Raw genomic sequence first — 26,708 nt, 5'->3', positions numbered from 1 at the left:
CTCAGCGCGGCGTGGTCGCGGTCGGGGTCGGCACCGGGATGCTCACGTTGCCGTTCTGCGGGATCACCATGAACTGGATCTTGCCCGACTCGATCGCGGATTTCAGCAGGTAGCCCTGTGACCCGAGCAACGCGACCTGCTGCTTGACCGACTGCAGTTCGACGTTGATCTGCTGGTTCTTCTGCTCCTGCGCCTGCTTGGCGAGTTCGGCGCGCTGCTTGGCCTCGAGCCCGTCGATGATGCCCTTGTCCAGCGGCGTCGGCTTCTGGATCGTGAACGACAACTCGCCGCACGCGTTGGTGCCGTTGTACGACGGTCCGCAGAAGTAGTCGTCGCCCACCGCAGCGGCCAGGATGTCGGTGAACTTCGTCGCGGCCGCGTTCTGGAACTTCGTCTTGCGGGCCTCGTTGTTGTACAGCTCGTTCCACAGGTAGTCGGTGCCGACGGCCGCCAGGGCCCGGTCGATCTGCGGCCGGAAGTAGGCCTGCAGCATCTTGTCCCAGCCTTCGGTCGTGTAGGCCTCGGTCTTCAGCCCGATCCGCTCGTGGAACTGCTGGAGCACCTTCGCGTCCCGGTTCAGCGTGAAGTAGACCTGCACCCGGATCCCGAGCCGGACGTTGTCCTTGCTGACCACGGTGACCTCGTCGGCGTCGTCGGTGTCCGCGCCGGCACCGCCGATGATGTACGACCGTTGGTCGATCGGGTAGGTGTACAGCTTGTCGCCGGGCCCGATCAGCTTGTTCGTCGAACCCGGCGGGATGATCGACTTGAACTTCTTGTCCTCGATCACGCCGCCGCCGTAGTGCAGCCCGATCCGGTTCGCGTCCGTGCTGGCGAAGTTGAAGATGCTCAGCAGGATGATCAGCGCGATCACCGCGAGGATCAGACCGCCGACCACCTTCATCTTCACGTTGCCGCCCTTGGCGACCGCGGTCGCGTTCCCCAGCTTTGCCATCAGTGGTCGAGCTCCTTGCCCTCGGTGAGTCGCCGGATGTCGGCGAGCGTCAGGTCGGCGGTGACCGCGACGTCCCGCGGTACCGACGGATGCGAGCTGAGCGTACGCAGACCCTGCTCGGCAGCCGCGACCGCCTTCTCGAGCGTCCGGACCTCCCGCATCAGCGCCTTCGTCTCGGCGTTGAGCTCGGCCACGGTCTGCTCCGCGATGGCAGCCCGGCGGTACGACGACACCACGAACCAGACGGTTCCGAACAGCAACAGGATGACGGGCAGACCGAGCTCGAAGACCATGCCTTCATGAGACCACGAGAAGCCGTTCAGCCGTCGGCGAAAACTCCCTTGAACACCTCGCGGTCGCGACGTAGGTTTCAGGTACACGCGAAGGGAGGTGGTCCAACGCATGAATTGCAATCGGACTCGTGAGGTGGCGGCGGGCTGACCGCCAACCACTAATCAGTGGGCAAGTGGTCGGCCAGTTCAACGCCAGCCACCGGACCCGTGGACAGTCAGGAAAGTCCGCCTGACCCCGAGCTCGGCCACCCGGTCGTGTCTCTGGAAGCGTCCACGGGTCTCTTTTTTATTTTCCCTGAACGCCGATATCCCGGTTCGCCGTGCGCCGGCTTCGTCAGGCGCTGCCGGAATCGTCGTCGACCGGCGGGCAGTCGAGGCCGAGTCCCTCGCCGATCTCGCGGAGTTGCGCCGCGAAGTACGCGCTTGCGTCGTCGAGCGCCCAGTGCAGCTGGCCGAAGACCTCCATGCAGATCAGCCCGTAGAGCCTGGTCCAGTAGGTCAGCGCCAGATAGACCGCCCCGGGCGGCATCCCGTCGAAGAACTCGGCCTTCTGTTCGAGTTGGCCGAGCAGCTCGGTTCCGAGCAGTTCCTCGGGCGGACTCGGGAACGGTTGCTGATGCCAGACCTTCGTCACCAGCTCCACGAACACCGCGCCGAATCGCATCGCCGCCTGATGACCCGCGGTCAGCTCGTGCCCGGGGTCGAGCGGATCCGGCACCGGCGCTCCGAACAGCAGCCCGAACTCCGCCGGATGCGCCAGCGCCCAGTCCCGCAGTCCCCCGGCGATCCCGAACAGCTGGTCGCCGAGATCCGCCGCGGGGTCGCTGTCGCGAAGCTGGATCAGGTATGCCGTCAGTTCGTCGTACAGGTCGGCTATCAAGGCCGAGATGAGGTCTTCGTGGCTGCCGAAGTACCGGTAGAGCGCGGGCGCGCTGAGCCCGAGCTCGCGGGCGACCGCACGGAGGCCGACCGCGGACAGGCCACCGCCGACCAGCAGCTTCCGCGCCGCGGCCTTGATCTCCGCCACGGTCGCTGCCCGCTGGCGATCGCGCCGGCTCGATACCTCCACAGTCCCTCTCCTGTTCCGTCGCCCGAACGGTATCGCGAACTTCCTTGACAGCGGGGCCGGACACGAGGTTAGTGTTTACACCGTTAACCGTTAACGCTGTTCACTTGAGCGACCAGTGTTAAATACCTCTGGAGACGCGCCGTGTTCGAGACCCTCGGCAGATTCAATTACCGGCACCGTCGGCTGGTGCTCGCGCTGACCGGCGCGTTCGTGGTGGCCGCGATCGCCTGGGGCACGGGAGTGTTCGGCGCTCTCGCGAACGGCGGGTTCGACGCCCCTGACAGCGAGGCGTACCGGGCCGTTCGCACGATCGAGCAGAACATCGGCCGGACCGGCACCGACGTGATCGTGCTCTACCGCAGCCCGACACAAACGGTGGCAGATCCCGGTTTCCGTTCCGCCGTCGAGCAGGACCTCGCGGAGCTGCCATCCGCTGATGTGGTCGGCAGGACGACCTTCTGGAGTACCGGATCCGCGGCCTTCGTCTCCAAGGACCAGCACTCGACGTACGCCGTACTGACGCTCGCCGGGGCCGATGCGGAGGCGCGGCTGGCCACGTTCCACACGATCGCGGAGAAGGTCCGGCAGGCGCCGGCCGGACTCGACGTGAAGGTCGGCGGCGAGGTCGCCGTGTTCGACGAGGTGAACACGCAGACCGAGCACGACATCGTGCAGGCGGAGACGATCTCCCTGCCGATCGTGCTGATCCTGCTCGTGGTCGTCTTCGGCGGCCTGGTCGCGGCCAGCCTCCCGTTGTTCGTCGGCGGTCTGGCGATCCTCGGCGCCTTTGTCGTACTGCGGGCGCTCACCACCTTCACCGATGTCTCGGTGTTCTCGATCAACATCGTCACGATGATCGGGCTCGGACTGGCGATCGACTACGCGTTGTTCATCGTCACCAGGTTCCGCGAACAGCTTGCTCTCGGCAACGACGTCGAGACCGCGTTGACCGTGACGATGAGTACGGCCGGCCGGACGGTCGCATTCTCCGGTGTCACCGTCGGAGTGGCGATCTCCAGTCTGGTGTTGTTCCCCGTCATGTTCCTGCGCTCGATGGCGTACGGCGGCGCCGCGGCCGTGCTGGTGGCGATGGTCGCGGCGCTGACGGCGCTGCCCGCTCTGCTGGCGGTGCTCGGCGATCGGGTGAACAAGTTGAAGGTGCCCTGGCTGGCAAGGCGAGGCGGACTCGGTGCGGCCGAGCACGGCGCGTGGTACCGGCTCGCGCACAGCGTGATGCGGCGGCCGGTGATCTACGTGGTAGTGCTGGTTCCGCTGCTGCTCGTGCTCGGAATCCCCTTTCTGCAAGCGCAATTGGGTGGTGTCGACCACCGGGCCCTACCAGCCGGCGCGAACAGCCGCACGGTCACCGAGACCTTGCAGAACGACTTCGCCGGCGCGGGCGGATCCGAAGTACAGGTGGCGGTTCGGTTCGCTACACCACCGCCTGCCACGACTGTCCAGCAGGCTTTGGCGCCCTACCTGCGGCAACTCGGTCAGGTCCGCGATGTCCAGGACGTTCGACTCGGCGGCTACAAGAACGGAATCGCGTCGATCCTGGTCCACACCCACTACACGTCGCAGGAATTGCCGGCTCGCGCCGTGGTGAAGGCCGTCCGCGCAGTGCAACCGCCCACTGGAACGACTGTCGAGGTAGGTGGAGACACCGCGGCACTGGTCGACCTTCTGCACGTACTGCGTGAGCGCGCGCCCTGGATGGCCGGGTTCATCGTGCTCGTCACGTTCGTCCTGTTGTTTGTTGCCTTCGGCTCCTTTGTCCTGCCTGCCAAGGCATTGCTGATGAACGTGTTCTCGCTCTCGGCGTCCTTCGGCGCGATGGTGTGGATCTTCCAGGAGGGCCATCTGGCCGGCCTGCTCGACTTCACCCCCGCCGGCTTCCTGGACGCGACCAATCCTGTCCTGCTGTTCGCCATACTGTTCGGGCTGTCGATGGACTACGAGGTGTTCCTGCTCAGCCGAATCCGGGAGGAGTACGACCGGACCGGGGACAACACGCGCTCGGTCGCGCTGGGGCTGCAACGGACCGGCGGAATCATCACCAGTGCCGCGTTGCTGCTGATCATCGTCGTGGGCGCCTTCGCCACCTCGGGAATCGTGTTCGTGAAGATGATCGGGGTCGGCCTGGTGATCGCGATCCTGCTCGACGCGACCGTAGTCCGGGCGCTGCTGGTCCCCGCCACCATGCGCCTACTCGGTAGGGCCAACTGGTGGGCACCGGCCCCACTGGCCCGCTGGTGGCAGCGGCACGGATTCCGTGAGACCGGTCCCGCCGTCGATCAGGGCTGGAGTCGGAGCAGTTCCCAGGAGGAGGAGCTGGTACGGCGGTAGGCCAGGCGGTCGTGGAGGCGTCCGGTGCGGCCCTGCCAGAACTCGAAGGCTTCGGGCCGGATCCGGTAGCCACCCCAGAAGTAGGGAGCCGAGATCTCGGTGCCGTCCGGCCACTGCCGTTCGTACGAGGCGTACTGCGCGTCCAGCTCTTCGCGGCTCGCTACCGGCTGACTCTGCTGGGACGCCCAGGCGCCTAGCTGCGACCCGCGCGGCCGGGTGGCGAAGTACGCCTCGACCTCCTCGGAGGGCAGCTTCTCGGCGACGCCCTCTACCCGAACCTGGCGTTCCATGGCGTGCCAGGGGAACACCAGAGCGCAGTACGGGTTGGCGGCCAGGTCATCGGCCTTGCGGGACTGCTGGTTGGTGTAGAAGACGAAGCCGCGCTCGTCCAGGCCTTTCAGCAGGACGGTCCGTGCCGACGGGCGGCCGTTCGCGTCCGCGGTGGCGACCACCATCGCGTTCGGTTCCGCCAGTCCCGCCTCGGTCGCCTGCGCGAGCCACTGCCCGAACTGCACGATCGGGTCGGCGTCGACCTGACTCTCCAGCAACTCCCCCAGGCCGTACGTCTGCCGCATCTCTGCAAGGTCCACGGCTCCGAGCCTAGATCAGCGCGGCTGCGCTCCACCCCGGGGCGGGTAGTCCTGCTGGCGAGCGCCCTGCTGCCCAGGGCTCTGCTGCCCGGGACTCTGTTGCCCGGGGAACGTCTGACCGCCGTACTGCTGGCCCGGGTACTGCGTCGGGAGTTGCTGGCCGGGCTGATAACCCGGACCGTTCAGCGACGTACTGCGGAGGTCGGTCGCCCAGCGTCGTACGCCCAGCACCAGCAGGATCGTCCCGACGAAGATCACCGAGCCGTCCCACAGGACGTAACCCGCTGGATTCGTACCAGGGATCACGAACAACTTGGACAGGTCGAAGGCCTGGCGGAGCGGCAAGGTGAACACCGCCACGCCCACTGCAGTCAGCAAGCCGCCGGCACCGACCAGAGCACCGCCGCTGATCGTGCGGATCGACAGCACGAGCCCGACCACCGCCGAGACCGCGAGGATGAGCAGTATCCAGGGAAGACCGTCCGACAGGCTGTTGTCGAAGCGGGCGGCCCGTAAGACGTTCAGCTTGATGCCTGCATAGTTGATCGCCGTGGCGCTACCCCAGGCCAGCACTGCCCCGATCAGCAGCCCGAGTACCGGGTTCGGCTTGGTTGTCATGGCGGCGAGCGTAATCGCCGAACCGGTCACAGATCTGTCCGTCCCGCGAGCTGGAGAACTATGCTTCCTGGGCGCCTCAATCGACAAGGGAGTCAGCGGCTGATGTCAGATCCGAAAACCGAGGTTCAGCACGGTCTCGAGGGAGTCGTCGCCTTCGACACCCAGATCGCCGAGCCGGACAAGGAGGGCTCCGCGCTGCGCTACCGCGGGGTCGACATCGAGGATCTGGTCGGCCGGGTGCCGTTCGAGAACGTCTGGGGCCTGCTGGTCGACGGCGCATTCACCCCGGGGCTGCCGCCCGCTGAGCCGTTCCCGCTGCCGGTGCACACCGGTGACATCCGGGTCGACGTCCAGTCCGCGCTGGCGATGCTCGCTCCGGCCTGGGGACTGCGGCCGCTGTACGACATCGACGACACCCAGGCGCGCGACGACCTGTCCCGTGCGGCAGTGATGGCCCTGTCGTACGTCGCCCAGGCCGCGCGCGGCATCGGGCAGCCGATGGTTCCGCAGCGCGAGGTGGACAAGGCGACCACCATCACCGAGCGGTTCATGATCCGCTGGCGTGGCGAGCCGGATCCCAAGCACGTCAAGGCTGTCGACGCGTACTGGACGTCCGCTGCCGAGCACGGTATGAACGCCTCCACCTTCACGGCTCGGGTGATCGCGTCCACCGGTGCCGACGTCGCTGCCGCGCTGTCCGGTGCTGTCGGCGCCATGTCCGGCCCGCTGCACGGCGGTGCGCCGGCCCGCGTGCTGACGATGATCGAGGGCGTCGAGAAGAGCGGTGACGCCCGTGCGTACGTGAAGGGCCTGCTGGACGGCGGTGAGCGGCTGATGGGCTTCGGCCACCGCGTGTACCGTGCCGAGGACCCGCGCGCCCGCGTACTTCGGCGTACGGCGCAGGAGCTCGACGCGCCGCGCTACGAGGTCGCCGAGGCGCTGGAGAAGGCCGCCCTCGCCGAGCTGCGCGAGCGGCGCCCGGACCGGGTGCTGGAGACCAACGTCGAGTTCTGGGCCGCGATCGTGCTCGACTTCGCCGAGGTGCCACCGCCGATGTTCACCTCCATGTTCACCTGCGCCCGTACTGCGGGTTGGAGCGCGCACGTGCTGGAGCAGAAGCGCACCGGCCGGCTGATCCGCCCGTCGGCGATCTACTCCGGCCCGGACACCCGCCCGGCCACCGACATTGAGGGCTGGAACCCCTCCTGGGCCTGACCGATGCCGAAGGTCGAGGACCTGCTGGTCATCCAGCCGCTCAAGCAGTTCACCTGCGCGGACTGCGAAACGACCGAAGCCGTCTTGATGCGGCTCGAGAACGATGTGCCGCACTGCCTGGCCTGCATGGATCTCGACCACCTGGTCTTCATCCCGTCGGGCAACACGGCCCTCACCCGCCGGGCCCGCAAGGCGAGCACACTGTCGGCGGTTGTGGTGCGCTGGAGTCGTGCCCGCAAACGGTACGAACGACAGGGCGTGCTGGTCGAGCAGCCCGCGCTGGAGCTGGCCGAGGAGCAGTGCTTGGCCGACTCCGACGTACGGGAACGGCAGCGGGAACGTGCGCGGGAGAAGCGAGCTGTCGAGGATGTCGAGTTCCAGCAGCGGATGGCCGCTGAGATCTCGCGACTCTTCCCGGGCTGCCCGGCCGAGCGAGCTCAGGCGATCGCGAACCACGCGGGCACTCGGAGCAGCGGTCGGGTGGGGAGATCGGCCGCTGGTCGTGCTCTGGAGGAGAACGCGATCACGCTCGCTGTGGCCGCATCGGTCCGCCACGAGAACACGCCGTACGACGAACTGCTGATGGCCGGCGTGCCGCGCTCCGAGGCACGGGACCGGATTCGCGAGCAGCTGGACGAAGTACTGGAGAGCTGGCGTCGACCACTGTCGGGTTAGTTGCTCCCGGCGCGGGATTCTGTACTGCGTGGTCTGGTGGCGCTGGGTGGGCGGCCGGTGCGTTGTTTGTACTGGCGGCTGAAGTACGGCACGTCTGCGTAGCCGAGGGCAGCGGCGATCTGGGTGATCGTCATGCTCGTCTCCGTCAGCAACTGGTGCGCTCTGTCGATCCTTGCGTTGATCAGGTACTGCGCCGGCGCCATACCGTTCTGGGCGACGAATCGGCGAGTGAACTGAGCACGCGAGAGCGAGGCACGCGTTGCCATCTCACTGACACTCCAGTCGCGCCCGGGATCCTGCCGGATCAGCTGTGCGACCTCTTCGATCGCTGTGTCGACACTGCTCGCCTGCGTACCGTGCGCGGCTTCCCAGATCAGGCAGAGGAACTGCTCCAGACAGAGCTCGGCCTGCCGCTCCCCCAACCGATCGCCTCGCCTGTACGCCGAATCCGAGCTCCGCGCCAACGCACCAAGCAGCACCCGATCCCGCACCTCCGCCCACCGCGCCTCCGGTACTACGTCCGCCGGGGGCCGCCTGGGCGTGAAGTGCATACCGAACACCAGCAACCGCCTGCGCGGGTCGTGGTTCGCCGTCGGGGCATCTCCTGGTTTGAAGACGGCGCACATTCCAGGGCCCAGCTCGGTCACCCGGTTGTCGAGTTCCAGCCGGCCGATGCCGTCCAGCACGCACCACAGCAGATGGTCCGGCAGTGGACGCGACACCCAGGACCAGCTCGGCTCGCATCGCCAGAAGGTGGGCGGAGAGAGCAGCTGCAGGTCGAGTCCCTTGGAGATCGCTGGCTGATGCGTCAAAACTTCAAGTCCTTGCGTCGAACATCCGTGGCCGATCGGTGCTTGCTCTCAGAGAATTGCCTTGTCTGGTTCTCAGTATGCGCCGCCGGATGCTCACGGTGGATCGAGCACAGGAGATGTGGATGAGCGATTCGTTCAAGGATGAGTTCGACCGTTCGGGGTACACGCTGGTGCGCGGGTTGTTCGGCGTGAACGAGGTCGAGCGGCTCCGGGACCACTACATGGAGTTGCGGAAGCGCGGCTCGTACGCGAATGACGTAGTCGGCGTACAGGCCAACAGCCGCGACCCGCTCCGCCGGTACCCGCGGATGGCGCAGATGCATCGCTGGGACGAGCTCTCCCTGCAATGGCTGATCGACGACCGTCTCGACGACGTGATGACCGCCTTGCTCGGCAGGTCGCCGTACGCAGTACAGACGATGATCTACTTCAAGCCGCCGGGGTCGCGGGGGCAGGCGCTGCACCAGGACAACTTCTATCTGAAGGCCGAGCCCGGTACGTGCGTGGCGGCGTGGATGGCGCTCGATCGGGTCGACCAGGTGAACGGCTGCCTGGAGGTCGTGCCGGGTAGTCACCGGTGGCCGATCCTGTGCACGGAGAAGGCGGACACGAAGGTGAGCTTCACCGATGTGACCGTGCCGCTGCCCGACGCAGCGGCCGCAGTACCGGTGGAGATGGAGCCGGGCGATGTGCTGTTCTTCCACGGCGCACTGGTGCACGGGAGCGCGCCGAACGTCACCAGCGATCGGTTCCGGCGAGCACTGATCGGCCACTACATCCAGGGCGAGGCCGAGCAGGTCGCGGAGTACTACCACCCGGCGCTGCGGATGGACGGCACGCCGCTCACCCTCGACGTAGCCGAAGGCGGCGGCGCCTGCGGCGAATGGGTCACCACCGACGCCGGCCAGGTAGCCGTCCTCACTGGCGAGCAAAAGATCACCCGCAAACACGAGTAGCCGGTGTACGGCGTACCGAGGGTTCGGAGTACGGGCCTGTTACGGGGGTGTGTCGGAGGTGTGGAACACTGGAGTTCGCTGACAGCGTCGTCGGCAAGCATTCAGCCAGACGACGAAGGGAACCGCTGGTGACCAGCGACATCATCATCCCCGCAGAGCTCAAGCCCGCTGACGGCCGCTTCGGCGCCGGTCCCTCCAAGGTGCGCCCGGAAGCTGTCGCGGCGCTGGCGACCGAGGGCGCCAAGCTGCTCGGCACCTCGCACCGGCAGGCGCCGGTGAAGAACCTGGTCGGCCGGGTCCAGCAGGGCGTCGCGGACCTGTTCAACCTGCCGGACGGCTACCAGGTCGTGCTCGGCAACGGTGGTTCGACCGCGTTCTGGGACATCGCGACGTTCGCGCTGATCCGGGAGAAGAGCCAGCACCTGAGCTTCGGCGAATTCTCCTCCAAGTTCGCCAAGGCCGCGCAGCTCGCGCCGCACCTGGGCGAGCCGAGCGTGATCAAGTCCGACCCGGGCACCCGGCCGGTCGCGGTCGCCGAGGCGGGCGTGGACCTGTACGCGTGGCCGCACAACGAGACCTCCACCGGCGTGATGGCGCCGGTCAAGCGCGTCGAAGGCGCCGACGAGGGCGCGCTGGTCGCCATCGACGCGACCTCCGGCGCGGGCGGCCTGCCGGTCGACCTGAACGAGGTCGACGTCTACTACTTCGCGCCGCAGAAGTGCTTCGCGGCGGACGGCGGCCTGTGGATCGCGATCCTCTCGCCGGCCGCGCTGGCGCGGGTCGAGGAGATCACCGCGTCCGGCCGGTGGATCCCGGCGTTCCTGGACCTGGCGACCGCGATCGACAACTCCAGCAAGAACCAGACGTACAACACGCCGTCGCTGGCCACGCTGTTCCTGATGGCCGAGCAGACCGACTGGATCAACGGCAACGGTGGTCTGGAGTGGAGCGTCGCGCGCACCACCGACTCCAGCAACCGGCTCTACACCTGGGCGGAGAAGTCGGACTACGCCACGCCGTACGTGACCGACGCCGACGCCCGCTCGCTCGTCATCGGCACGATCGACCTGGACGACTCCATCGACGCCGCCGCGGTCGCCAAGGTACTGCGCACGAACGGCATCGTCGACACCGAGCCTTACCGCAAGCTCGGCCGCAACCAGCTCCGCGTCGCGATGTTCCCCGCGGTCGATCCCGACGACGTCGAGAAGCTCACCCAAGCCATCGACTACACCGTCGAAAAGCTCCGCTGACCCTCCTCACCTTAAGCAGCCGTTCGCCCTTAGGCGGACGGCTGCTTATTTTCTGCCCACAAGCCGGTCAGCCAGCCGGGCTGAAAGGTCAGGGGACTGGGAGGCGAGGCGGGCTGGCACGCCAGCCGGGCCGGGAAGGTCAGGCGGGCTGGGAGGTGAGGTGGGCTGGCACGTCAGCCGGGGCGGGAAGGTCAGGCGGGCTGGGATGTCAGCCGGGGCTGGAACGTCAGCCGGGGGCTGGCACGTCACGCAGGACTGGCACGTCAGCCGGGCTGGCACCTCACGCGGGGCTGGCACGTCAGCCGGGGCTGGGATGTCAGGCGGCGGGGGTTCGGCGGCGGGGGTGTTGGTCGGGTGGGGCCTGGCCGGTGAGGCGGGCGTTTTCGGCCATCCGGTCGAGGCGTTCGCGGCGGCCGGGTGGGAAGGTGATGATGGTGATGACGAAGGCGAAGAAGGCCGCGCCGATGATGATCCAGCGGAGGTTGTGGCTCTTCTTGGTGGTGCCGCTGTCGGCGGCCGAGTTCTTCGGTGCGGGAGTGGCGGTCGGGCTGGCGGCAGCGCCCTTGACCGCGGGCATCGACATCTCGTAGACGGCCGAGCCCTTGCCCTCGCTGCCGACCAGAACCGAGTTGTCGTCCGCGTCCGGGCCGACCGCGACCGACTCGCCTTGAGCCAGCGGGGTGGCCGCGCGCCCGACCACCTTGGGCACCTCGCCCCAGTTGACCCGGGCGATGTCCACGTAGCTGCGCAGAACGACGGTCTCGCCTTCCGGCATGAACGTGCCGTCCGTGACCCCGGCCGGCGCGTCGGCCATCTTGGTCAGCTCGTTGGTACCTTCCCGCGACGCCGTCTCCGGCCCGGCGTAGAAGCCACCCAGACCCTTCGCGACCTTGGTCACGATGAACATCTGCCGGCTCTCCGGGTGGATCAGCAGCGTCTCCGCGTCGTGGGCGCCATCGGGGTACTTGAAGTCGTACCGGTGGAACTTCACGTTCGTGGCGTCCTCGAGCTTGTCCGGCTCAGGGATCGTGTAGACCTCGATCATGTCCCGGGTGGACTTGTTGTCGCCGATGTCGGCGATGTAGATCGTGCCCTCGCGGTCGACCGCGATCGCCTCGACGTCCTTCACCGGAGCCTTGAAGCTGAGCTCGGCCTTGACCTTGCCGGCCGCGTTGATCCCGAACACCCGGGCGGTGTCGCCGGAGTCGTTCACCGTCCACCAGATGCCGACGTACCGCTGGCTCTTCGCCAGCCCCGAGGACTCGTCGATCCGCTCGTCGCGAATCGTGAACAGCTTCTTCGGCGCGGGCAGCGGATCGGCCAGCGGCACCTGTTGCGGGGCTGTTTGCGGTGGGGAGGTTTGCTGGAGTGCCGTGGCCGAACCGGCGGGTACCGCGGCCCCTGCCAGGCTCAGCAGGGTCACGGCGGTCACGGTCAGGGCGTTTCGCAGCAAGCTCAGAACACCGCCTCGCGGTTGAGATCCAGGACCAGCTCCGCCAGCCGTGGCTTGACCTGCCACTCCCCGGCCAGCGCCTCGTACTCCGCCCGGACCTCGGGCCCCGCCGGCGCACCCGTCCGGGCAGCGCGCAGCAACAGATTGCGCGGCGTGTGTTCACTGTCCACGAACTGCACCACCTCTACCCGGTAACCGACCTGACGCAACACGGCTGCTCGCAGCGTATCCGTCAGCACGTCAGCGAACCGCTCACGAACGATGCCATACCTGGTGAGAAGTCCGTAAGGCGCCGGTGGTTCGACGTTCTTGAGCTGCTTCTGGATGTCGTGGTGGCAGCAAGGTGCCGCGAGCACCAGCGGAGCCTGCCAGCCGACCGCCCGGGCCAGCGCGTCGTCGGTGGCGGTGTCGCACGCGTGCAACGCCAGCACCACATCCGGTGGGGTGTCCAGCTCGGCATCGGCGATGGTCGCGTCGACGAACCGCAGGTGATCCTGCCAGCCCAGCGCCTCGACCCGCTTGGTGTTCCGTGCGCGGGCCACGGGCGTGCGATCGATACCGGTCATCCGCACGTCGTGCCCGGCAGCGGTCAGCAGGTGGTACGCCGCGAGCGTGAGATAGGCGTTCCCGCAGCCGAGGTCGACCACGTGGAGCGGCCGACCGGCCGGAATCCGTCCGGCGGCCAGCGCCTCGTCCACTGCCGGCGCCAGCAGCTTGCAGAACTCCTCGATCTGCTTGTACTTCGACTGGCGCGACGGCTTGACCCGGCCGAGGTGGTCGCTGATACCGAGCTCGATCAGGAAGGGCGCGGCCGGATCGAGGACACGCCGCTTGACCCGGTCGTGCTCGGTCTTCTGCTCGTGGCTCTCGCCCTGCCGATGCAGCAGCGACTTGCCCTTCTTGGTGTAGCGCAGCCGAAGCGTCTCGTCGGTCGTCTCGACATGCCAGTTCCCGTACGGCGCCGCGAGGAGGCCGTCCACCGACTCGGCCGCCGGCGGACCGGCCGCCGCGTTCCGGGTGTGCGCCTGGCGTTCGTCGTACTCGGTGATCTGCAGGTGGCGGACTCCCTTGAGATCGACGTACCGCAGCTCGACCCGCTGGTACTGCGGGGCGTCCGCTCCCCGGCGCCGGCCGGATCCGATCGCGCGGACCAGGGTCTGCGGTGCCAGCAGCGCGCCACGGATCACGTCCCGTGGCCCGGACTCGTCGTCCGGCTCGTCGATGGGGCCACCCGGACCCGACTCTGCCTGCATCGCGCCATTGTCGCTGACCGCTCCAGCCGATCACAAAACGGTCTCGCCCGGCGACGTCAAGAGCCCGCGCCGGAACAGCCCGCAACTTGCACAACCACCTCGGCGTCAACCCACTCGCATCGCCCGCCAACCTGCCCCACCAACTCGCCCTCAGCTCACTCGCTACGCCCTGCGACGGTCGGCTTCGGCGGGTCCACCGTGGTTGCCTGTTCGCAGATTGCCGCCCACCAGGGCGTAGGTCACCGACCTCTGCTCGGCGCTGCTGCTGCTTGAGTATCGGGCTGGTCATCTGAGTTTTTCGTCGTCGCCGAGCAGCCCGAGGCTGCGCAGGCGGGTCTCGATTCCGCCTGGCTGGCGGCCGAGTTCCTTGACCAGCACGTCCAGGCCCACCCCGTCGCGGTACAGCTCCGCGAGTCGCTCCTCCTCTTCCTGACTCCAGCTCCGGTATGCGTTCGGGAAGGTCTTCCGGGCCTCCTCGATCCGGCGGCCCATCGACCGTGAGCCGAGCATCTCCAGCGACCGGATCCGCAGTTGGCGGTGCCGGCCGACCTCCTCGCCGTCGCGCCAGAACACCACCACGCCCTCGTCGAACGTCATCAGGTCCGCCGGAACGTCGCAGTAGTCCGTGTCCTCCAGCATCACCCGCACCATGTCTGCTCCTTCTCTCGTCAGCGACCGCCCCGGCCCGACCGGCCAAGGCATTCCCGCTCACCGAAGAAGATGCCGCGAACACCGCCCCGCTCACCGGCAACTTCCCCGCCTGTGGACAACTCCCGCCACCGCAGACAACGCTCAGACGGATCGCAAAATCGGTTTGCAAAAGGTCTTTGCAAACCACCTTTGCAGTTCTATGCTCGCTGTCATGAGCCAAAACGACGAGCCCACCGACCCGGCCAGGACAGTTGAGCTTGATGGCCGGCTGTTGCGGACGTTGGCGCATCCGATGCGGAACCGGATGCTGGGGCTGCTGCGGGTGCACGGGCCTGCCACGGCGACCACGCTCGCTGAGCGGCTCGGGGTGAACACCGGGGCGACCAGCTACCACCTGCGGCAGTTGGCCGAGGCCGGGCTGGTGGTCGAGGACGACAGCCGCGGGAACGCCCGGGACCGGTGGTGGAAGTCCGCGCACCAGGGGACGGCGTTCGACACCGGCAAGCTGCTCGACGAGGAGCCGGAGCTGACTCTCGGCTTCCTGCACGGCGTCGGCCAGATCTACGCGGAGAACATGTTCCAGGCCATCGACAGCCTGCAGACCATGGCCCCGGAGTGGCGCGAGGCGTCCCTGATCTCGGACTACCTCTTCCGTCTCTCCGCCGCCGAGACGCACCAGATGATGCAAGAGGTGCTGGCCGTGCTGGAGAAGTACCGCTCCGAGGACCTGACCGCACCGATCCCCGAGGGCGCGAAACAGGTCACCGTCCAGATCCAGGCCTACCCCCGGGAAACCCGATGAGCACCGTCACGACGCCACGTGCAACCGAACAGCCCACGGCCACCACCAGTACGCCGTACAGGGCGCCCCTGATCGCCTTCCTCGTCGCGAACGTGGTGTCGCTGTGCGGCACCCGGGTGAGCGCCATCGCGATCCCGTGGTTCGTCCTGGTCAGCACGGGGTCGCCGATGAAGACCGGTCTGGTCGCCTTCGTCGAGATGACCCCGCTGGTCCTCTGCAAAGCCTTCGGCGGCCCACTGATCGACCGGATCGGTGGACGCCGGATCAGCGTCACCGCCGACGTCGCCAGCGCGGGTGTCGTCGCGCTGATCCCACTGCTGCACACCCTGCACCTGCTCTCGTTCCCGGCACTGCTTGCCATAGTCGCCGTAGCTGGAGCACTGCGCGGACCAGGCGACGCAGCGAAAGGCACCCTGGTCCCCGACATCGCGGCTGCCGCCAAGGTGCCGCTGGAACGTGTGACCGGTTTGGAAAGCACCACAGAGCGCCTGGCGGGGTTCATAGCGTACGGCGTGGCGGGCGGGCTCATCACTCTCGTCGGCACGGTCAACGCGCTGTGGGTCGACGCCGTCTCCTTCGCTGTCTGCGCGGCACTGATCAGGACCTGGGTGCCGCGACCGACCGTCGAAACCAGTACGCCGTCGGCCGGTGACGAGGTCAGCTACTTCGCGCAACTCAGGGAGGGCTGGCAGTTCCTCCGCAGGGACAAGTTGATGATGCCGCTCGTCCTCATGATCGCAGTCACCAACCTGCTCGACGCGGCGATCGGCGCGGTACTGCTGCCGGTCTGGATCAAGGACCACGGCTTCGGTCCCGGGCACACCAGCCTGATCCTGTTGTCGTTCGGCATCACCGCGACCTTGTTCGCCCTGCTGGCTTCGGCGATCGGCGACAAGATTCCGCGCAAGGTGGTGTTCACGCTCGCGTTCCTCGTCTGCGGTGCGCCCCGGTTCGTCCTGCTGGCCTTCGACGCGCCCGTGTGGTCCGTGATGCTTGTCTACGCCATCGGCGGCGTCGGTGCCGGCTTCATCAACCCCGTACTGGGTGCGCTGTTCTTGGAACGAACCCCGCGGCACATGCTCGGCCGAGTCGGTTCGCTGACCAACGCCATCGCTTGGACCGGGGTGCCGCTCGGCGGCGTCGTAGCAGGCGCAGCGATCGCAGGCATCGGGCTGGTCCCCGCACTGCTCGCCGCAGGCTGCCTGTACTTCGTGGCGACCACGGCACCGGTTTTGATCGGGCGCGGCGAGAACTGGGGCGGCCGCGCGACTAAGCGGGATCGCCGGGGTCCACAGGGAACGGTGGAGCGTCCGGATCTGGTGGCAGGCCCCACATCCTCGGACTAGCCGGGGCAGCGGGCCCATGCCGTAGCCGGTTGCGTTCGGCACCGAGCAAGCCCAGTAGGACAAGGTCCAGCGTCATCCCACCGACCGCCGCGAACTGCGTCCCGGCGAACTGGAACACCTGGGTCACCAACAGCGACACCAGCACGGCCAGCTCGAACAGCCGTACTGCGCGCACCCGGTCTCCACGCCGGAACCGCAACGCGCCCCGGAAGGTGAACGTGGCCGACAGCAAGCTTCCTGCTGCCACTCCGAGCACAGGGAGATCTGTCAGCAGCCGTCCGTCGTCGAACCGGATCCCGGCCGCAATAGCCGGTGCACCGATCGCCTGCACCACCAGTACCGCGATCGCCACCCTTGGCGCGTAAGGGTGAGTCGCAAGCCGTTCGAAGCCACGCTGGACGGCACGCCAGGCAGCGTCGACCGGAGCAGCGAGCTCTACCTCGTCGGGAGGGCAGGCGAGCAGCAGCGCGCGCGTCTCGGACCACCCCTGGAGCTGAGGATCGACCTGGTTGAGCTGTTCCGTCGCCTGCGCGCTCCGGATCTTGGACAGTCCTCCGGAGACTCCTTCGACGGCGTGGTCGACGACGTTGGCCAACTGCTCCTTCGGGTCGATCGGCCGGCGGTTGGTGACGAACCTCGAAGCCAGCACGATCAGCACGAACACGACGTACACGATCGCCGCGGCCGGCTGGTAGAAGTAGTTGTTGTCCGAGGTGATGAACTTGCCCACCTCGTCGATGAACAGGCCGAACCCGACGCCGCCGACGAGCGCGGCGGCCGGCCGCACCACCGGACCGACGTACGCGAGCAGCAGGAAGATCGCCAGCAGCATCAGCAGGCCACCGGGCAGTACGTGCGCGATGTGCAGACCCTTGCCGCCGATCTGCGGATAGCCGCTCAGCCCGAGGATCAACCGGGTGATCAGCACGGTCGAGACACCGGACACGACGAACGTGGTCAGATGCTCCGCGGTCCGTACGTTGCGGACCAGTCCCGCTCGCATCAGGTACGGCGACCGCGCTCCCGTGGTGGTCATGGCGCAGAACGTTAGCTGGCGCGGAGCCGAGCGGTCACCGGGTGAGCGCCGCGATCACCACGATGGCGATGAGAGCCAGCAGTACGACAGAGGTGACGAGCCGTCGGGTCCGGGGGTCCACCGGCCCAGGCTAGTGGACCCCCGATCCGCCGAGTGGTCCAGGTTGGCGGCTGAGCTTGACCCTGACGCAGGGTCAACCTTCCACCATGGGCACATGACTACGAACACAGCCGTACAGACCTCCACGATCCACCACGACGGCGTCACGATCTCGATGTCTCGCGGCGGGCACGGGCGGCCGATGATCCTCTGTCCTGGACTCAATTCGACGCAGGCCGATCTGCACGAGCTTGTTGGGCTGTTGCGGCACGACTACGACGTAGTGACCTTCGACCTGCGCGGCCACGGCCTTTCCTCGGCTGCCGACAGCTATCTCTTCGCGGACTTCCTCAGCGACCTGACCGCCGTGACGTCGACCCAACAGCGGATCCAGCCGGAGGCGACACCCGTACTCGTCGGCTACTCCCTGGGAGCGGACCTGGCGGTGCACTACGCCTCCGAGCATCCCGGCAGCGTCACCGAACTCCTGCTGATCGACGGCGCGAATCCGGTCCCCGAGCCGTTCATCACAGCGACCGACCTGCCCTTGTTCCGCGCGCTGTGGGAACAGCAGGCGGAACACCAAGAGACCTTGCGCGGCACGCCACGGCAGGTGCTGCTCACCGCCCAGGAAATTCTCGACCTGAACGTCCAGCTCGACGGCATCCGAGCCAGGATCCTCGATCGCTACCGGACGATCGACCGGCCGATCACCATGATCATGTCCGCGGCGATGGCAGGCGACAGCAGCCAAGGGCGTGCGCTCAACCAGAACTGGCAGGCGGGTTTCGATCGGCTGGTGCAGGACCAGCCGCAGATCAACACCTTCCGGATCGACGCCGATCACGGACTGGTGCTGACGCACGCGCCGCAGATCGCCGACATCATCCGCACGACCGGCTGATCGCCGAGCCTCGGGGAGACTGATCGCATGCTGACCATCGGCGAATTGGCCAGGTACGCCGGCGTGACCGTGCGCGCGGTGCGGCACTACCACGCCAAGGGACTGCTGCCGGAACCTGAGCGCGACCATTCCGGCTACCGCAGGTACGACGCCGACGACGTGATCGAGCTGATCAGGATCAGGACCCTCGCCGAGGCGGGCGTTCCGCTGGCCCGGGTGCGCGAGCTCCTGCAGGCCGACGCAGAGGAGTTCGCCGCGGCGATCGCCGAGATCGACCGGCGGTTGAAGGACGAGATCCGGCAACGGCAACGTCACCGGGAACGGATTGCCCGCCTTGCCGCTGGTGCCCAACTGACGCTGCCACCTCAGGTGGTCGACTATCTGGACCACCTGCGTGCACTCGAGGTCGACGAGAGAATCGTCGAGGCCGAGCGCGACGGCTGGATCGTGCTGGCCGCGCAATCACCCGAGCAGGTGCCGACGTGGATGACGCGCAAGCAGCAACAGCTCGCCGACCCGAGGATGGTCAACTTCTATCGCATCCTCAGCCAGACACTCGACCAAAATCTCGACGACCCGAAACTGGTCCAGTTGGCCGACGAACTGGCCCCGTTCCTGACTCAGTTGGCTGACGACCACGGTGAGCAGTTCGTCAACGACACCGAGCTCGATCCGCCGCTGACCGAGCTGATGGACACACTGGCGCTCGACACGGTCCCACCGGCCCGCCGCCTCATCGCCCTCCTGGAAGAACGCGGCTGGACAGGCTGGACCGAGGTCCAGCGGACCGGCGGCTCAGCCGAGGTCCAGCGGATGGGTGGTTCAGCCGAGGTCCATCGGACCGGCGGCTCAGCCGAGGTCCATCGGACCGGTGGCTCAGCCGTGGTCCAGCGGACACGCGGTTCAGGTGGGGGGAAGGGCGAGTAGGGGTTCGGGGCGGTGGACGCCTCGGGGGCGGTAGCGAAGGGCGTCGGAGAGGCCGAGGTAGTCGGACAGGAGCCAGGTGATGGCCAGCCACATCTCGGTTCCTTGCAGACCGGGGATGGCGTTGTCGTCGGTACCGGTTGGGGCGAAGGCGAATCCCTCGCCGTCGACCCAGTGGTCGAGGGCGGTCGACAGGGTGCTCTCGGCCCAACTGCGGGCTTCGGGGCGGCCGAAGTCGGTTTGCTTGCCGGCGAGCCAGAGGGGGTGGATGACGTCGAGAATGTTGCAGGCGTTGTTGCCGTCGGCGGTGAAGCGGCGGCGGTCCTTGGTGTGAGTGAGGACCGTCCTGACGGCGGCTTGGGGATAGGGCAGCGGAAGGCCGAACTGGGCGTAGGTTCCGCGGGTGAGGCGGTAGAAGCCGTTGACGACCTGGAGCCAGCCGTTGTCGGGGTCCGGTTGGCCCCAGAGGCCGGTTCGGGGGTCGGCGTGGGTGGTCAGCCAGCCGATCAGCGTCGACAACGGGCCGGGGCCGAGATCCCTGTGATCGTGGAGGTTCCGGGCGATCGCCGTACCGAGTGCGTCGACGGCGGCGCCGGCGCTCCAGGCATTTCTTGCCCAGGGCAACTCGGCCAGCCGGGTCTCCAGGTCGCCGACAGCTGCGATCGGATGCTCGAAGCAACTATCAAGGAGCTGGAGCGCATAACCGGCGCAGAGGATGTGGTAGCTGGCGGGGCCTTGCAGGACAGAGAGTTCGGCGCTTTCACTTGGTTGCTCCAGGCCCGCATTGGAGAGATCGCCGGGAGCGACGAGCCCGGTGTGAGGGTCCTGGCGCGCACGGAGGCGGCGTACCAGGTCGTCGCGGGTGTGAGGGTCCGGGGTACGGCGGAGTAGGAGGTCGGAGATCTCGATGGCATCGCACCACGGGCGGATGGCACCCGGATGGCCGAGGCCGGGGCGGTCGACGAAGCGCTCGCCGTCGTAACAACGCTCGAGTACGTCGCCCACCTGGTCACGTGCGCGATCGGCGAAGACGGAAAGCCGCTCCGCGAGATCGCGGAACGGCGAAGCCGCGAAGGCGGGGACGATGGGCGCCGAGGCGGTGGGTGCGGAGGTGGTGGGTGCGGAGGTGCTTGGTGCGGAGACGCCCGATGCGGAGGCGCCCGGTGCGCGGCTGGTGGGTGCGGAGGCGCTGGGTGCGGAGGCGCCCGGTGCGGAGGTGGTGGGTGCGGGAGTGGTGGGTGCGGAGGCGCCCGGTGCGGAGGTGGTGGGTGCGGGAGTGGTGGGTGCGGGAGCGCTGGGTGCGGGAGCGCTGGGTGCGGACGGGCTGGGTGCGGACGGGCTGGGTGTGGGGGCGGTGGGTGCGGGGGTGGGTGCGGGGGTGGTGGGTGCGGAGGCGCCCGGTGCGGGGGTGGTGGAGGGGGTGCGGCGGTCTCGGATTTGGTGGGCGGGGTTGCCTACTACTACGGCCCAGGGGGTGACGTCTTTGGTGACTACCGCGCCGGCGCCGATGACGGCGTGGGAGCCGATGGTGACGCCGTCCAGGACGATGGCGTTCGAGCCGATCCACACGTCGTCGCCGACGGTGATGCCGAGGGCGGTGTGGGACTGTTGGAAGATCGGGCGGTCGGGGGCGGTGCCGTGGTTGAAGGCGATCAGCGAGGCGTTGGCGCCGATCCGCACGCCGTCGCCGAAGGTGATCCGCCCGCGCACCACCGCGAACGGGTTGATGGTGGTGTCCGCGCCGAGTTCGATCTCGCCGGTGACGTAGGCGTGCGCTCCGATGTAGGACCGCTCCCCCATCCGCAACCGGTCACAGAAGACCGCCGCCGAGCCGGCGACGAAGGCATCCGCGGCCAGCTCCACCGAACCGGTCAGCGCCCGCTGCCGCTCGGCCTGCCGGGCGCGGTCGTCGTCGGAGGCGGTACCGGAGTACTCCCAAGGCAGGAAATCGAGGCGTTCCGGAGGTTCGGCGATCATTGGATAACGCTATCCAAGAGTCGTGACAAGCCGCGCGCAGCGGCCGGAGAGCGGACGGCGCTGCTAATGTCCGGGGCATGCGGGGTGGAGGCAAGAGATGACGGCACCGGGATCCACCGACGGCGAGCAGTCCGCCCTCGACGGCCCGGCGAGCAGCGGTGGCCGACGCAGCCAGCGTGTCACCATCAGCGACCTCGCCCGCCGGCTGGACATCTCGAAGGCGTCGGTCTCGTATGCGCTGAACGGCCGGTCCGGGGTCAGCGAGGAGACCCGGCAACGGGTGCTCAGCCTCGCCGAGGAGCTCGGTTTTCACCCGAACTCGGCCGCCGTCGCCCTGTCCGCGAGCCGCACCCGCACGATCGGCATCGTGATCGCCCGTGACCCGGCGCTGATCTCGACCGAGGCGTTCTACATGCGCACGCTGGTCGGCATCGAGCAGTACCTGAACGAGGTCGACTCGTCATTGCTCCTGCGCCTCACGGGTGAGCACGGCGAGGATCTGGCCGTACTGCGGCGCTGGAGCCGGCAGGGCCGCGTCGACGGGTTCATCCTGTTCGACGAGCACGACGACGACCCCCGCGTGCCGCTGCTCAAGGAGCTGGGTGTCCCCTGCGTCGTGGTCAGTTCGAACGCGCCCGACGACGGCGTCGGCCGGCTGATCAGCTCCCCCGAGGAGACCGTGACGCTGCTGCTCGACCACCTGGCCGAGCTGGGCCATGTGGACATCGCGCACATCAGTGGCCCCTTCACCTTCGTCCACGAGCAACTCCGCGTCCGGCTGCTGCAGGAGAAGGCGAAGCAGCGCGGGATCCGGGTGACGCACCTGACGGGCAGCTACCGGTACGAGGAAGGCGCCGAGCTGACCCGCTCGCTGCTGGCCAAGAAGAACCCGCCGACGGCACTGGTCCTCGGCAACGACCTGATGGCCGTGGCCGCGCTCCGGGTGGCGACGGATCTCGGTACGGCGGTCCCCGGCGAACTGTCGATCCTCGCCTGGGACGACTCCCCCCTGTGTGAGCTGGCCCGGCCGGGCATCACCGCGGTCGACCAGCAGACGATGGAACGCGGCCGGATGGCGGCCGATCTGCTGTTCCGGATCGCGGCCGGGGAGTCCGGTCTGCACTGGGAGACACCGCCCGGCGTACTGCGGGTGCGCGACTCCAGTGGCCCCGCGCGGACCTGACGTCCGAGCGCGACGGCCTCGTCACCATCCGCTAACCTGGCGAACGTAGTACCGGCCTGCCGCAAAGCAACCGGGACCGCACAAGCTCCGGAGAAACCTGCGGATAACGCGTTCCCGGCGGGGTACCAAGGTCACGGAACATTAACGAACTCGACCAGACTGAACCGGTTCGGGTTCCCATACTTAACCGGTTAGGCCACTATGGGCCCGACCCGCCTCCGCTGTCTGTCGGAGGCTCGATGGGACAAGGGAGTCCGACGTGAGACTGCGTTCGCTTGTAGCCGCAGCAGCGGTGTCCGCCTTGGGAATCAGCCTGGCCGCTTGCGGTGGCAGTGACTCCGGCGACAGCTCGAATGGCGGCAGTGGTGGCGACCAGACGCTGACCTACTGGGCCAGCAACCAGGGCACCAGCCTGGACAACGACAAGGAGGTGCTGACCCCGGTCCTGCAGAAGTTCACCCAGGACACCGGGATCAAGGTCAACCTCGAGGTGATCGGCTGGAACGACCTGCAGACCAGGATCCAGACCGCGACCACCTCCGGTCAGGGCCCCGATGTGCTCAACATCGGCAACACCTGGGCCGCCTCGCTGCAGGCGACCGGTGCCTTCCTGCCGTTCGACGACGAGGCGATGAAGGCGATCGGCGGCAAGGACAAGTTCGTGCCGACGGCCCTGGCGACCGGCGGCAAGGAAGGCGAGCCGCCGACGTCGGTGCCGCTCTACGGCCTGGCGTACGGCCTGTACTACAACAAGGCGATGTTCGCCGCCGCCGGTCTGCAGCCGCCGAAGACCTGGGAGGAGATGGTCACCGACGCGCAGAAGCTGACCAACCCCGCCAAGAAGCAGTGGGGGATGGCGCTGGCGGCCGGCAGCTACACCGAGAACGTGCACTTCGCGTTCATCAACGCCGCTCAGAACGGCGCCGACTGGTTCGACAAGGACGGCAAGCCGACCTTCACCGGTGACGGCAACGTGCAGGGCGTCCTGCGGTACCTCGACCTGATGCAGAAGGACAAGGTCGCGAACCCGTCGAACGCGCAGTACGACAACGGCACCAAGTCGGTGAACGACTTCGCCACCAAGAAGGTCGCGATGGTGATCAACCAGAACAACGCCGACTCCTCGATCGTCGCCAACGGCATGAAGGCCGGCGAGTACGGCGTCGTGCCGTTCCCCGCACCGGCGGGCGCGGCCGCACCGGTCGGCAGCCACGTGGCCGGCATCAACCTGTCGATCTTCAAGAACACCAAGCACAAGGACGCGGCGCTGAAGTTCGTCAAGTACATGACGGACGCGACGACCCAGACCACGCTGGGCAAGCCGTTCTCGTCGCTGCCGGTGCTGAAGGACGCGAAGCCGGTCTTCACCAGCGACGCCGCTGAGGCCGCGACTTTCCAGGACGTCTACAACAACAAGTCCAAGCCGCTGCCGCTGGTGCCGGCCGAGGACCAGTTCGAGAGCACCGTCGGCAAGGCGATGAACAGCATGTTCGGCAAGATCGCCACCGGCGGGACGGTGACCGCCGACGAAGTGAAGGCGGCGCTGAAGACGGCCCAGGATCAGGTGGCCGCCGGTAGCTGAGTTGCCGTCGTGGCCCGGGTGAGCGTGTTCGATCAGCCGCCCGGGCCACTGAGGTAGCCAGCCGCCGACCATTCACAGAACGGAGGCGACCGGATGTCCGTCGCCACAGAACAGGCCCCCGCCGAGGCCGCGCCCGGCGTACGGGCGGCCAGGAAACGCGGTCCTGACCATCGCCCCGGGCTGAGCCGGAAGCTGCCCTATCTGCTGCTCGCCCCCGCCGTACTGCTCGAACTGCTGATCCACATCATCCCGATGCTGGTCGGCATCTGGATGAGCTTCGTGAAGCTGACGAAGTTCTTCATCGCCAACTGGTCGGCGGCGCCCTGGGCGGGCCTGAACAACTACCGGGTCGCGGTCGACGTCCACAACGCCGTCGGCGAGGGCCTGCTGAAGTCGTTCGGCGTCACCGTGGTCTTCTCGGCCGTCACCGTGGTGCTGGCCTGGTGCCTCGGGATGGCCGCGGCGGTCGCGCTCCAGCCGCCGTTCAAGGGGCGCAGCGCGGTCCGGACGCTCTTCCTGGTGCCGTACGCGCTTCCCGCGTACGCCGGAATCCTGACCTGGAACTTCATGCTCCAGCGCGACACCGGCGCCGTGAACCACGTCCTGGTCGACAACCTCGGGATCTTGTCCGACCGCCCGTTCTGGCTGCTCGGTGGGAACGCGCTGACGTCGCTGATCACGGTGGCGCTGTGGAAGCTGTGGCCGTTCGCGTTCCTGACCTTGATGGCCGGTCTGCAGAGCATCCCGCAGGACATCTACGAGGCGGCCTCGGTGGACGGCGCAGGAACGGTACGGCAGTGGCGGAACATCACCCTGCCGTCGCTGCGCCCGGTCAACCTGGTGCTCGTCCTGGTCCTCTTCCTGTGGACGTTCAGCGACTTCAACACGCCGTACGTGCTGTTCGGTACGGCGCAGCCGCCGGCCGGCGACCTGATCACCTTCCACATCTACAACGCCTCGTTCCTGACCTGGAACTTCGGCTCCGGCGCGGCGATGTCCGTGCTGCTGCTGATCTTCCTGATGATCGTGACCGGCGCCTATCTCGTCGTCACCGGACGGAGGTCCCGCCGTGCGTGAGACCAGAGGATTCAAGATCTACCGGGCCGTCGTGCTGACGGTGCTCGGGCTGTTCGTGCTGCTGCCGCTGTACGTGATGGTGACCTCGTCGCTGAAGCCGCTGCGCGATGTCCAGGGCGCCTTCACCTGGTGGCCGTCGAACCTGACCCTCGACCCGTTCGTGGACATGTGGAAGACGGTTCCGCTCGGCCGGTACTTCGTGAACAGCACAATCGTCTCCGTCGCCGCGACCGTCGCCTCGGTGGCGATCGCGATCCTGGCGGCGTTCGCGGTGTCGCGGTTCCGGTTCCGCGGCCGCAGCGTGTTCACCACCACGGTGCTGTCGACCCAGATGTTCCCCGGCGTGCTGTTCCTGCTGCCGTTGTTCCTGATCTTCGTGAACATCAACAACTCGCTCGGCCTGCAGTTGGTCGGGACCAGGCTCGGCCTGATCATCACCTACCTGACCTTCAGCCTGCCGTTCTCGATCTGGATGCTGGCGGGGTACTTCGACAGCATCCCGCGCGAGCTCGACGAGGCTGCCCTGGTCGACGGCTGCGGACCGATGGGCGCACTCACCCGGGTCGTCCTGCCGGCCGCGCGGCCCGGTGTGATCGCGGTGGCGATCTACTCCTTCATGACGGCCTGGGGAGAGGTGCTGTTCGCGTCGGTGATGACGACCGAGTCCAACCGGACACTGTCGGTCGGCCTGCGCCAGTACTCCACCCAGACCAACATCTACTGGAACCAGATCATGGCCGCGGCGCTGGTCGTCAGCATCCCGGTCGTCATCGGCTTCCTGCTCGCCCAGCGCCACTTCGTCGCCGGCGTGACCGCGGGTGCCGTGAAGTGACCGTAGGTGCCGTGAAGTAGTACTGATCAGCGGGGTGGGAAGGCTGTGGCGCTGTCGATCGTGAGGCCGGCGGTCCACGTGCTGACCAGCTGACCGGAGGTCGAGGCTGTGACTCTGGTCGGCGGGTCGCACCAGACCTTGTAGCCGCCGATCGTGATCGGGCCGTCCGGGCACTTGTTCAGGTGTCCGGACAGCCAGGTCCGGATCGCTCCTTGGGTCTTGGTCTCTCCCGGCAGCAGATTCGCCAGCACGGTCGGGGCCGCGCGCACCAACTGACCGACCACCCGCACCCGACCCGCGTCGTTGTTTCCCGGCGCGCGGCTGAACGTGGTCATGCTGAGGGTGGCCAACTGGTCCAGATCCGCGGCTGCCGCTTGGACGGACACCTGCGAGCCGTCCGCACCCGAGCCGGTCCGGCAAGCGATGTCGCTGCCGTCCTTGCCACAGGTGGCGCCCTGGACCTTGAGCGCATCGGCCACGCTCGTCACGGTCGCGCGCGGAAAGCAGTACAGCCCACCGGTGGACTGGCAGGGCACGGGGCCACCACGACCCGCCGTAGTACCGCTGCTGCCGGATGGGCGGGCCGTGGTCCGCTGCGGGGAGCCGGCGAAACCGGAGGCGTCGTCGCGGTTGGCCTCGAACCGCAGGATGACGAACACCAGCACCACGGCGACCACCACACCGGCGAAGACGCTCAGGTAAAGCCCGGTCCGGGTCGGCTCGGGCGGGCGGGTCCGCCCAGCCCGGCCGGCCTGCCCGTGGCCCCTCGGCCCCCCGACATCAGTACCTCGGTCATCCCCCACCCGC

24 protein-coding genes and 1 pseudogene are annotated in these 26,708 nt (G+C 67.7%); 13 read left to right on the top strand and 12 right to left on the bottom strand.

The genetic code is table 11. From position 1 onward, the window contains the following. Position 1 precedes the first annotated feature (1 nt). From EV138_RS23340 to EV138_RS23330, 3 genes are all read right to left on the bottom strand, one after another. Positions 2-955 carry an SPFH domain-containing protein gene (locus tag EV138_RS23340; RefSeq protein WP_133980921.1) on the bottom strand — a complete coding sequence of 318 codons (954 nt, stop codon included), beginning with the start codon at positions 953-955 and terminating at the stop codon, positions 2-4. Continuing rightward, complete coding sequence (locus tag EV138_RS23335; RefSeq protein ID WP_133980920.1) at positions 955-1,248, bottom strand: hypothetical protein; 294 nt, start codon at positions 1,246-1,248, stop codon at positions 955-957. The genes EV138_RS23340 and EV138_RS23335 overlap by 1 nt, the downstream gene beginning before the upstream one ends. Before the next feature lie 334 nt (positions 1,249-1,582). Continuing rightward, positions 1,583-2,275 (bottom strand): TetR/AcrR family transcriptional regulator, encoded by a 693-nt coding sequence (locus EV138_RS23330; protein ID WP_238158302.1) that lies wholly within the window; start codon positions 2,273-2,275, stop codon positions 1,583-1,585. A gap of 183 nt (positions 2,276-2,458) precedes the next feature. On the opposite strand from EV138_RS23330, the gene EV138_RS23325 reads away from it, so the two are divergent. Further along, positions 2,459-4,663 (top strand): MMPL family transporter, encoded by a 2,205-nt coding sequence (locus EV138_RS23325; RefSeq protein ID WP_133980918.1) that lies wholly within the window; start codon positions 2,459-2,461, stop codon positions 4,661-4,663. On the opposite strand, the gene pdxH is transcribed toward EV138_RS23325, so the two are convergent. Both pdxH and EV138_RS37355 read right to left on the bottom strand, forming a co-directional pair. Then, complete coding sequence (gene pdxH / locus EV138_RS23320) at positions 4,612-5,238, bottom strand: pyridoxamine 5'-phosphate oxidase (RefSeq protein ID WP_133982075.1); 627 nt, start codon at positions 5,236-5,238, stop codon at positions 4,612-4,614. The two genes, EV138_RS23325 and pdxH, sit on opposite strands and share 52 nt — an antisense overlap. A 30-nt stretch (positions 5,239-5,268) precedes the next feature. Next, positions 5,269-5,871: a hypothetical protein gene (locus tag EV138_RS37355; protein WP_166678454.1), complete on the bottom strand. Its 603-nt coding sequence runs from the start codon at positions 5,869-5,871 to the stop codon at positions 5,269-5,271. A 102-nt stretch (positions 5,872-5,973) separates the two neighbouring features. Between EV138_RS37355 and EV138_RS23310 the strand changes: the two genes are divergently transcribed. Both EV138_RS23310 and EV138_RS23305 read left to right on the top strand, forming a co-directional pair. Then, positions 5,974-7,086: a citrate synthase 2 gene (locus EV138_RS23310; protein ID WP_133980916.1), complete on the top strand. Its 1,113-nt coding sequence runs from the start codon at positions 5,974-5,976 to the stop codon at positions 7,084-7,086. Between the two features lie 3 nt (positions 7,087-7,089). Then, positions 7,090-7,761: a DUF2293 domain-containing protein gene (locus tag EV138_RS23305; RefSeq protein ID WP_133980915.1), complete on the top strand. Its 672-nt coding sequence runs from the start codon at positions 7,090-7,092 to the stop codon at positions 7,759-7,761. On the opposite strand, the gene EV138_RS23300 is transcribed toward EV138_RS23305, so the two are convergent. Then, positions 7,758-8,573, bottom strand: coding sequence for an AraC family transcriptional regulator (locus EV138_RS23300; RefSeq protein ID WP_133980914.1), 816 nt, complete (start codon positions 8,571-8,573; stop codon positions 7,758-7,760). The two genes, EV138_RS23305 and EV138_RS23300, sit on opposite strands and share 4 nt — an antisense overlap. 122 nt (positions 8,574-8,695) lie before the next feature. Here EV138_RS23300 and EV138_RS23295 point away from each other — a divergent pair, with 122 nt between their 5' ends. Both EV138_RS23295 and serC read left to right on the top strand, forming a co-directional pair. Beyond that, on the top strand, positions 8,696-9,529 hold the full coding sequence (locus EV138_RS23295) for a phytanoyl-CoA dioxygenase family protein (RefSeq protein WP_133980913.1): 834 nt from the start codon (positions 8,696-8,698) through the stop codon (positions 9,527-9,529). A 128-nt stretch (positions 9,530-9,657) separates the two neighbouring features. Then, a complete protein-coding gene (serC, locus tag EV138_RS23290) occupies positions 9,658-10,782 on the top strand; it encodes a phosphoserine transaminase (protein ID WP_133980912.1) in 1,125 nt (374 codons plus the stop codon). Between the two features lie 316 nt (positions 10,783-11,098). Here the strand turns inward: serC and EV138_RS23285 are convergent, their stop codons facing one another. The 3 genes from EV138_RS23285 to EV138_RS23275 all read right to left on the bottom strand — a co-directional run bounded on the left by EV138_RS23285 (position 11,099) and on the right by EV138_RS23275 (position 14,139). Beyond that, a complete protein-coding gene (locus EV138_RS23285; protein ID WP_238158301.1) occupies positions 11,099-12,205 on the bottom strand; it encodes a hypothetical protein in 1,107 nt (368 codons plus the stop codon). Between the two features lie 32 nt (positions 12,206-12,237). Next, positions 12,238-13,488, bottom strand: coding sequence for a class I SAM-dependent methyltransferase (locus tag EV138_RS23280; RefSeq protein WP_133980911.1), 1,251 nt, complete (start codon positions 13,486-13,488; stop codon positions 12,238-12,240). Positions 13,489-13,773: 285 nt separating this feature from the next. Beyond that, positions 13,774-14,139, bottom strand: coding sequence for a hypothetical protein (locus EV138_RS23275; protein ID WP_133980910.1), 366 nt, complete (start codon positions 14,137-14,139; stop codon positions 13,774-13,776). A 211-nt stretch (positions 14,140-14,350) separates the two neighbouring features. Here EV138_RS23275 and EV138_RS23270 point away from each other — a divergent pair, with 211 nt between their 5' ends. Both EV138_RS23270 and EV138_RS23265 read left to right on the top strand, forming a co-directional pair. Next, complete coding sequence (locus EV138_RS23270) at positions 14,351-14,941, top strand: helix-turn-helix domain-containing protein (protein ID WP_166678660.1); 591 nt, start codon at positions 14,351-14,353, stop codon at positions 14,939-14,941. Further along, positions 14,938-16,287: an MFS transporter gene (locus tag EV138_RS23265; protein ID WP_133980908.1), complete on the top strand. Its 1,350-nt coding sequence runs from the start codon at positions 14,938-14,940 to the stop codon at positions 16,285-16,287. The genes EV138_RS23270 and EV138_RS23265 overlap by 4 nt, the downstream gene beginning before the upstream one ends. On the opposite strand, the gene EV138_RS23260 is transcribed toward EV138_RS23265, so the two are convergent. Then, positions 16,211-17,323: a hypothetical protein gene (locus tag EV138_RS23260; RefSeq protein WP_238158300.1), complete on the bottom strand. Its 1,113-nt coding sequence runs from the start codon at positions 17,321-17,323 to the stop codon at positions 16,211-16,213. The two genes, EV138_RS23265 and EV138_RS23260, sit on opposite strands and share 77 nt — an antisense overlap. A 214-nt stretch (positions 17,324-17,537) precedes the next feature. On the opposite strand from EV138_RS23260, the gene EV138_RS23255 reads away from it, so the two are divergent. Both EV138_RS23255 and EV138_RS23250 read left to right on the top strand, forming a co-directional pair. Beyond that, positions 17,538-18,326 (top strand): alpha/beta fold hydrolase, encoded by a 789-nt coding sequence (locus tag EV138_RS23255; RefSeq protein WP_133980907.1) that lies wholly within the window; start codon positions 17,538-17,540, stop codon positions 18,324-18,326. Between the two features lie 27 nt (positions 18,327-18,353). Beyond that, a complete protein-coding gene (locus EV138_RS23250; protein ID WP_133980906.1) occupies positions 18,354-19,253 on the top strand; it encodes a MerR family transcriptional regulator in 900 nt (299 codons plus the stop codon). A 1,422-nt stretch (positions 19,254-20,675) separates the two neighbouring features. Here the strand turns inward: EV138_RS23250 and EV138_RS38680 are convergent. Continuing rightward, a pseudogene (locus EV138_RS38680) lies at positions 20,676-20,840 on the bottom strand (DapH/DapD/GlmU-related protein); the annotation flags it as partial. A 484-nt stretch (positions 20,841-21,324) separates the two neighbouring features. Here EV138_RS38680 and EV138_RS23240 point away from each other — a divergent pair. From EV138_RS23240 to EV138_RS23225, 4 genes are all read left to right on the top strand, one after another. Next, positions 21,325-22,410, top strand: coding sequence for a LacI family DNA-binding transcriptional regulator (locus tag EV138_RS23240; protein ID WP_133980904.1), 1,086 nt, complete (start codon positions 21,325-21,327; stop codon positions 22,408-22,410). 259 nt (positions 22,411-22,669) lie between these two features. Next, a complete protein-coding gene (locus EV138_RS23235; protein WP_133980903.1) occupies positions 22,670-23,992 on the top strand; it encodes an ABC transporter substrate-binding protein in 1,323 nt (440 codons plus the stop codon). A 93-nt stretch (positions 23,993-24,085) separates the two neighbouring features. Then, positions 24,086-25,069: a carbohydrate ABC transporter permease gene (locus EV138_RS23230; protein WP_133980902.1), complete on the top strand. Its 984-nt coding sequence runs from the start codon at positions 24,086-24,088 to the stop codon at positions 25,067-25,069. Further along, positions 25,062-25,901, top strand: a complete 840-nt coding sequence (locus tag EV138_RS23225) for a carbohydrate ABC transporter permease (protein ID WP_133980901.1) — start codon at positions 25,062-25,064, stop codon at positions 25,899-25,901. Before EV138_RS23230 ends, EV138_RS23225 begins: the two co-directional genes overlap by 8 nt. 26 nt (positions 25,902-25,927) lie before the next feature. Here EV138_RS23225 and EV138_RS23220 read toward each other — a convergent pair whose 3' ends face one another. Next, positions 25,928-26,704: a hypothetical protein gene (locus EV138_RS23220; RefSeq protein WP_133980900.1), complete on the bottom strand. Its 777-nt coding sequence runs from the start codon at positions 26,702-26,704 to the stop codon at positions 25,928-25,930. Positions 26,705-26,708: the final 4 nt, after the last annotated feature.

The organism is Kribbella voronezhensis, assembly GCF_004365175.1.
Classification (GTDB): domain Bacteria; phylum Actinomycetota; class Actinomycetes; order Propionibacteriales; family Kribbellaceae; genus Kribbella; species Kribbella voronezhensis.
Note: the sequence above shows the minus strand (reverse complement) of the source record. Positions and strands in the feature narration are given on the sequence as shown.